Source organism: Microseira wollei NIES-4236, from assembly GCF_020521235.1.
In the GTDB taxonomy this organism is placed as follows: domain Bacteria; phylum Cyanobacteriota; class Cyanobacteriia; order Cyanobacteriales; family Aerosakkonemataceae; genus Microseira; species Microseira wollei.
This window is the reverse complement of the sequence record NZ_BLAY01000300.1, coordinates 1-7,236: the sequence shown is the minus strand read 5'-3', so window position 1 is coordinate 7,236 and position 7,236 is coordinate 1. Positions and strand designations below refer to the sequence as shown.

Annotated in this window: 8 protein-coding genes and 2 pseudogenes; 5 read left to right on the top strand and 5 right to left on the bottom strand. The window is 44.4% G+C overall.

The window, feature by feature from the left end:
• From MiSe_RS46505 to MiSe_RS46495, 3 genes are all read right to left on the bottom strand, one after another.
• A partial coding sequence (locus tag MiSe_RS46505) for a hypothetical protein (protein ID WP_226593735.1) occupies window positions 1-1,061 on the bottom strand: 1,061 nt, incomplete at its 3' end.
• Window positions 1,058-1,900 (bottom strand): hypothetical protein, encoded by an 843-nt coding sequence (locus MiSe_RS46500; protein WP_226593733.1) that lies wholly within the window; start codon window positions 1,898-1,900, stop codon window positions 1,058-1,060. The genes MiSe_RS46505 and MiSe_RS46500, both read right to left, overlap by 4 nt.
• 2 nt (window positions 1,901-1,902) lie before the next feature.
• Window positions 1,903-2,451, bottom strand: a complete 549-nt coding sequence (locus MiSe_RS46495) for a hypothetical protein (RefSeq protein WP_226593731.1) — start codon at window positions 2,449-2,451, stop codon at window positions 1,903-1,905.
• A 46-nt stretch (window positions 2,452-2,497) separates the two neighbouring features.
• On the opposite strand from MiSe_RS46495, the gene MiSe_RS46490 reads away from it, so the two are divergent.
• The 5 genes from MiSe_RS46490 to MiSe_RS46470 all read left to right on the top strand — a co-directional run bounded on the left by MiSe_RS46490 (window position 2,498) and on the right by MiSe_RS46470 (window position 4,513).
• Entirely contained in the window at window positions 2,498-2,710 is a 213-nt protein-coding gene (locus MiSe_RS46490; protein WP_226593729.1) for a hypothetical protein, read from the top strand.
• Between the two features lie 279 nt (window positions 2,711-2,989).
• The gene (locus MiSe_RS46485) at window positions 2,990-3,244 is read left to right on the top strand and encodes a hypothetical protein (protein ID WP_226593727.1); all 255 of its coding nucleotides are present in this window, start codon (window positions 2,990-2,992) and stop codon (window positions 3,242-3,244) included.
• Complete coding sequence (locus MiSe_RS46480; RefSeq protein WP_226593725.1) at window positions 3,237-3,830, top strand: hypothetical protein; 594 nt, start codon at window positions 3,237-3,239, stop codon at window positions 3,828-3,830. Before MiSe_RS46485 ends, MiSe_RS46480 begins: the two co-directional genes overlap by 8 nt.
• Window positions 3,831-3,837: 7 nt before the next feature.
• On the top strand, window positions 3,838-4,002 hold the full coding sequence (locus MiSe_RS46475) for a hypothetical protein (protein ID WP_226593724.1): 165 nt from the start codon (window positions 3,838-3,840) through the stop codon (window positions 4,000-4,002).
• 58 nt (window positions 4,003-4,060) lie between these two features.
• The gene (locus MiSe_RS46470; RefSeq protein ID WP_226593722.1) at window positions 4,061-4,513 is read left to right on the top strand and encodes a hypothetical protein; all 453 of its coding nucleotides are present in this window, start codon (window positions 4,061-4,063) and stop codon (window positions 4,511-4,513) included.
• 243 nt (window positions 4,514-4,756) lie between these two features.
• Here the strand turns inward: MiSe_RS46470 and MiSe_RS54330 are convergent.
• Both MiSe_RS54330 and MiSe_RS46445 read right to left on the bottom strand, forming a co-directional pair.
• Window positions 4,757-6,513, bottom strand: a pseudogene (locus MiSe_RS54330) (reverse transcriptase/maturase family protein).
• 409 nt (window positions 6,514-6,922) lie between these two features.
• A pseudogene (locus MiSe_RS46445) lies at window positions 6,923-7,236 on the bottom strand (IS4 family transposase); the annotation flags it as partial.

Sequence of the window (7,236 nt, the reverse complement as noted above, 5' to 3'; positions counted from 1 at the left end):
AAAAGCAGTTGCGGTACGGATACAGGAAACTCATCTACTCCAGTGCGGCGTTTAATCTGTGATACTTCTTTTTGGAGCATAGCAACCATTTGAATTAATCTTCTAACGTCAGCACAACAATTCATATCTCTATCGCGTGGTTGAGGAGAAGGATAAGGGGGGGGACTTGGCAAAGGCCAATATTTTTCACCAACAGAGCATGATAACTGAAGTCCCTCAAAACCCCAATTATGTTTGGGAAAGCCCCAAGCTGCCTGCATATCATCATGAAATCTTGCTCTGTTAAGGAAATCTTGAATTGAGTTAATTGGGCCTGTAGGCCAAAGACCATTAGTAGCTTTGTCAGGTTCATAGTAAACAACAGTACCATTTCTTTGTTTGGCAACTCTTAACATTGCCAAGAGCGAATAATGCCAAATAACGTTACCATCTGACTGTATTCTACGTGTAAAATAGCTAAACTCGTACTGTGCCATAGAGAAATTTCCGAATGAATCGGTATAGGTCGAAAAGTTAGTAAACCAAGGACTATATCCAGGATTGCTACTAGCTTCAATTAAAGTAAATCCATAATATTTGTGGATAGCATGAGTACCGAAGAATAAAGTAGCAAAACAACCAGGAGCTACTCCCCTGATTAATTTATCAAAAAAATCAAAGTCTATGGGAAGTTCTTGTGGTGGCGTTTCTGGGCGTCTCCTACAAGTAGGTAGCACATAACAATAAGTTTGACTGGCAGTTTCTGTAGCTGAATAATTTTGAACCATAGTAATGCAAACACCACAGCCGTTGATGCTAATTTCATACTTAGGTTCTGCAAAAGAAGTTGGAGCTTGTAAATCTATATCGCAGAAATAGCTCAACGAAGGATGAATTTGACCGCATTCGTTAGTTTCTATTTGCGGTGGGGTGTTGTAAAAAGGAGTATTTCCAACTCGACGGAGACCATCGGGAAGTTCTTGGTCAGCAGAAAAGCTAAAAGGAGATTCGCCACCATCAGCTTGATTATGTTGGGGAGACCTGGTTGAATTTGTTGGTCTTGTTCTAGTAGTGCGGGTCATATGCTGCCTTCCATTCCTACCAACCTGCCGTTACCACCAACGCTGAGGGCAACTAATTGCTGCGCGATCGCATAATTACCCCAAGTTTCTTGGTTAAAAGTTCCGTTGGGGACTAGGTAGGGACAAGTGTCTAACAAAACTTGGGAAATGTGACCATAAAAAAATCGCACATTGGTTGTGCCTGCATTGACGATGTATAAAGCACGGCGTTTCTGATTAAAAGGTCGAATTATTTTTGCTTCATTAGCTGGTAGATCTACGCCGATAGGATACCAATTATCAATAGATTGAGATTTCTTCTCAATCAATTTCACTTCGGCTTTCCATTGTCCTTTAATTAAGATTTCATCGCTACTGGCTAATTGTTGATACCCTGAATCGGATAGTACTTGAACGCCTATCCGATCCGATTCCCCGACTAGCAACACTTCTTGGGTTGCGCTTAAATAAGGACGTAAATGTTGAATCGGTAATTGAAAGGGAATATTTGGCAAAATGATTGGCTGTCCTTGTTTTCTAAATAAACCACCCCCATCGTCATAAAGTAACTGAATAGCGACTTTTTCGGAATTTATCCAGTTGTTATAAATTTTTGTAGCTGGCTCAGTTCTAGAATCTAAATCGTTTATGTTGGGTAGAGGGGCTTGATTAAGACTTGTTATATTAGCAGCAATGTCAAATGATTCAATGAATAGCTGCACGAAAGTATAATAGTCATCAAAAATTTGGGATTGAATTTGATTAAAAACAGTACGAGCGCTAAAGCATTGAACTTGAGCGTTTTGGGTCCTGGCGGTTAATAGAGTCTGGAACGAGCCTGTTAGGGGAATAAGGGTCATAATTACAATAAATATGCTTTACCTATTTCTGTTTGACCTCCGTTTTGGGTGAGGGTGATTTCTAATGGCATGTTGTTATAAGTGGCAGTAAATGTCGCGTTTCCGACGCCGCCAACGGTGCCGTTGGCAATTGACCAGGTAATGTAATTAGCATTGGTAGGATTTTTGGCTGGATCTAGTTCGAGATTTTTGAGCATAATTGTTTGCTCGATAATTGCGCCTTGGATGGTGGTTGATTTTACAGTGCCGCCAGATCCGGCTACGTAATGAGGTTGCCCGCCAGATGGCACAGTAAAATAATCGATTGGCACGATCGAGCTATTGCCGTTAGCATCGCTAGTCATGGTAATGGGGAAATTTACTCTGGCTTCAAAGGCGGCACTATCGTCGTCACTGCTGGAGGTAATTCGATTGACATTACTGGGATTGCGAAGCGCATCGCGCTCTAAAAACTGAGCGCGTCGAATGTCTGCAATCAGTCCGGCTTCTAACGTAGTCGCTTGATTAGTGCCGCCAGAGCCGGGGTGCGTGTCGCCATAAAAATCTCTCAAATCCCTATTGTGCGATCATTATCTTATCCTTTGCTAGTCAACTTGTTTGAAGCACAGACGCCGCCGATTTCAGGCAGATATATCAGAGGCACTTTTTATTGCAATTGGTGCCACTTGCGATCGATTGGCGGTATCTAAAAGCGAGTTCACCGAGCGGGCGCTACTGGCTGCATTGCGCTCCTATTGCGAGGCTGACCCAGAGGCGGCAGCGCAGTCATTGCTAGACCTGTTACAAGAAGCTGAGAAACACCTACTCTGATGAGGAATCGAGTAAGTAGGATAATTTTCAAGTTTAGTATTTTTTCTAATGGCGCTTAAGGATTAATTAAGCTTAATAGATATCGCCATATTAAATTTTGTAAACAATGCAGATCAAGTACTGCATTTTTTGCGTGCAAGCCGGGTTTAGCATGTTTATTTTATTTCACGCAGTGCCCCAGTCCAATGGAGATTCCGTTTATCGCGCCTTGAGTCTTGCGGTTTTAGGATATTGCTTCCCCTCCCCTATTAGTTTAGTAGAGAAGGAAGGTAAACAAAGATGAGCGTATTGCTGATTGGCGATAGGGCGGACGTATTGTTAATTAAATACAAGCTGCTAGAGAGGAACTGGCGCTTAGATATTGAGCAATGTTACTCGTTTGAGTCGGCTGAATCTAAGCTGCAAGGATCTAACTTTAATTGCATTGTTTATGCACCTTTTTGGTGGCCAGACCAAAGCGTTCAATATCAAAAGTTGAAAGCGCTCAATCAAACGTTTGGCGTACCGATTCGAGTTGGGAGGGAAAATGAGTAATTTTGCTAAAAAGATTGCCGAATACATGACAAGTCAGGGATATAAACTATTTACCAATCCTGGCGAATTAAATATTATCTACGTTGAGGGGGTTAATGCCGACGGCGTAGTTAATAGCGACCAGATGAACAAATGGAACGATCGGCGATTGGTACTAAATCACGATTTACAAATTATTGGCAATTGGGCGGCAACGACAGAACCGGGATGGAATTACACCGCCAAACCGCTTAACCCGATGGGGGCATTTCGGATTGCGTTTGGGCAATATAAGGCGTGGATAGTAGGAATCCACAAAGACCACGAAGCGCTGGTGCAAGTCTCGCCAGTTAGGGGTCATCAAGACAGAAACAAAGACGGGTTTCGCACTGGCGACTCGGTGGTGAATGGGACTTTTGGCATTAACCAGCATTGGGGAGGCGATGCCGCAACAGTAGGTGCTTGGTCTGCTGGGTGTCTGGTCGGTCAAAGTCGCCAGGGGCATCGTCAGTTTATGCAGATGGTGAAGACCGACGCCCGCTACCGCGAGAATCCGAATTACGTTTTCTGGACAACTGTGTTACCTGGGGATAAGCTTTCTTTCTAAGCTGTAGTTGTTAAAAGTCCGAGGCATCTCAAAAAAGCGATCGCATCCCGTAACTGTCGATGCGATCGCTTTTTTTCGGAGGGCACAAATAACGCGGCATTGCGGTCAAATACTCCTATGCAATGCCACTTGCAACGCGATCGCTTTCACCACGGGAGATGCGATCGCCTAAAGTTGCTGCATGGGAACACTAGGATCACAAGCAACCAACAAGCAAGTTTACTATTCCCATGCACCCATCATTATGGCCTCTATGGCTTCCTTTTCCCATCTCTTGGGCGCGGGCTGGTGCCAATGTCGCAGTCTTTTCTGCGATCGCTAAAGGCGTTGCCCACTCTGCTAGAGAAGTTGACGAACCAGAAGATATGATACCCATTGTTTTGGCGGGTCTATTGCTCCACTTCGCCATCATTTTGTTGGCACACCTCTGCATTACCAAGCTCAAAGATAAAAAGTCTGGCTGGTTTCCCCGCTGGCTTAGCTGGCGAGAAGGCATCAATGGAACAATTGTTCTAGTGGTGGAACTGCTTTCCACTAGCATTTTTTTGACACTCCCCGGTCTAAAGACGCGGGGATTCTTCGTTCAACGAGCGATCTTACTCAAACTTGTTACCAAGTCTGGGCAGAGGATCTTCTCTCCGGAAGCGTTAATTCCCGTGTGTCCCACGGTATTTGCTAATTGATAGCCAGTCTGTTTGGTGCGCCTTATCCAAAATATTAATTGCCGCATTAAAGATTAAAGTCAGCGACTCCCTCACGAGAGCGGCTGCTCTGCAAAACCGTGCTTGAAGTAGGGTAGGTAGCCAGCGAGTTACCAAGATTGGCACTTTTCCAACCACCCCCCTCCAAACTACCCATGACCGTTTCCGTATCACTTCGCTTTCCAGTAACCATTACGTTTTGAGAGCGTCACCATCCTAGCGTCCCTATGGGATTTTCTCATGGCATTGACGACAAACCACAAGGGTTTTACGTTTACGTGCCGACATTTTGAGCATCCATTCGGGGCGTTGCTTACGACCCTTTTGCTTAATATCTGCTAATTTACGAATATGGTGGACTTCAATATTGTCCCTTGCTCCGCAAATTTCACATTTCTGGGATCACAGACCTTGAACAACTTCCCAATCGTACTTCCAGATATGATTAGCCTGATTATCATCAATTTTGACCCACTTATTCCACCGTAAACAAACTCCACCAAAATGGGTTATTAAAGGTGGCTTTCCATCACGTTCCACTGTTACTTGTAGCACCTTATAAGTACCATCTCTTGTCTCAATGGTTGCGCGATAATGCTGGTAAATTTTCTGGCAAGTAGTTTTGAACTTATGAGCCAAAGTTTTTACAAGGGAAAGCTCCATAATCCATTTCAGCCTAGAGAGGGTGTGGAGGTTGTCAGCCATACGGTAGTACTCTACTCTACCTCGGTACTTTCCTGGATATTGGCTAAGGATGTAGGCATCATCCGATACTCGTTGTCCTAAGTGTATGGCTTTCCCAGAGCGCATATATTTAGCGCAATGGCTATTAATTACGCTTTTGGGAACGCTTAATCCCACACTACCATTGATACATCTTTGACCACGGTGGTCCTGTTTATCATCGGCGTGCAGTATGTGAATTTCGTCACCCAGGAATTTAGCAGCTTCGTCCCTGGCATGGGTAACGAGTGTCTTCTCTTCCCTGAGTTCCAGCTTTAATTCGTCACGTCAGAAAGTGGCGATTTTCTGTTTGATTTCCACGGTTTCGGATTTTGAGCCTACTATTCCTCACCAGAAATCATCGGCGTACCTTGTGTACCAGAGGCGACGAAAGTCTGGGTCCTTGGGGTCGCAAGATGGAATAGACTGTGCCTGTTGGTTCAGTTGCCGTGCTTCTGCCAATTTTCCAGCTTTTCGTGCTTTTGACGCAGCTAGGGTCAATTCTCTGTACGGTGGATAGACACTTCTCCGTTGACCTCGTGTGTATGCTGGTATTAGTTTGTGTTCGACATATTTGTCCAGCTTGTCTAGCACCAAATTGGAAAGTATTGCGCCTTTGCACTGCACCCTGCGGCACTCCGCTATAGGTAGCATTATATTTCCAGTTTTCCAGATCCCCTGCATCCAGCAACGCTTTGATTATTCGACTAAAGCGATTGTCGTGGATTTTATCCTGTAGTATGTTTAACAAGATAGTATGTTCTATTCTGTCAAAACACCCACAGATATCTCCTTCGATAAACCACTTTGTAGCTCGACCTTTTTGGGTAATTTCTCCCAGTGCTGTATGACATCCGCGTTGTGGTCGAAAACCGTGGGAATGTTCGCTCGCACTGTGGCTCATAGTAGGCTTCTAGTATGGAACGAATTACTTCCTGAAGTAATTTATCTGACCAAGAAGGCATACCAAGAGGTCTGTGTTTACCGTTTTTCTTGGGGATATAAGTACGTCGCGCTGGTGTCCATCTATAGCGCTCATATCTGAGAGCATCAATGATGGTGTTAATTTTCTCCAGGGACATCCCATCCACTGTTTCCGGCGTAGCGCCTGGTGTGATTGCGCCTGCATTGCTGTTATGCTTGGCATAGGCGCGTAAATACAAGTCTCGGTTGTATAGAAGTCGATACACATCTTCTATTGGCAACCCACCTTGTCCGCGTTCACGTATGATGTTCAGTATCGTTGCGGCTGTTCGCATCTCGCCTACGTCTCGATTTCTGTTACATCTGATCACCTGTTCCACAACGCCGGAGTAAATGGCTCTCCCGTTCTCCAAAGGTGGGGCGTAACTCCCATGACTACTATTGGAACTCCGTTACCATAGGACTCGCGTCCCTTAGGCAATCCCATGTTCCTTTGCTGATGAACGTTTAGAACGACTTAGGCTTCTACTCATATCCTTAAATAAGTTCATTACTTATCGCTCATCTGTCAGGGCGTACCATAAACAAAACTTTAATTTATGGCTACAGATGACATCGGTGTATAGACGTGGTATCGAAGGATGTGAAGTTCCACCTCACCGATATTAGGATTCAAGCAATTCAGCTTTAGCCATATCGTTCAGGCGTTGCAGGACTGTAATATCTGACGGGGTGACAACCCCGTCAAAACATGCGTAAAATCAAGGACATAGCCCTCAAACCTCTCTGAAAGAATGGCAGTTTGTTGCGTCTTATTCTCATTAACTCCCCGAGAATCTCTTGACAGAATTCCATTCCAACTACCCAAGATTGACCGTATAATCCAATCCAAAAACTACTGTGTCGGCGCTGCCAACGCTTGGATTCAGCGAGCCGACCAACATATTTTTGAATTCCCATACGCTTGATTTTCTCACCTTGGAGTACAGCACAAGTGTAAGCCAGAGCAATCAGGAGAATTAAGTTTTTTAAACGCTTATTATTAGCGTGACTCTTCT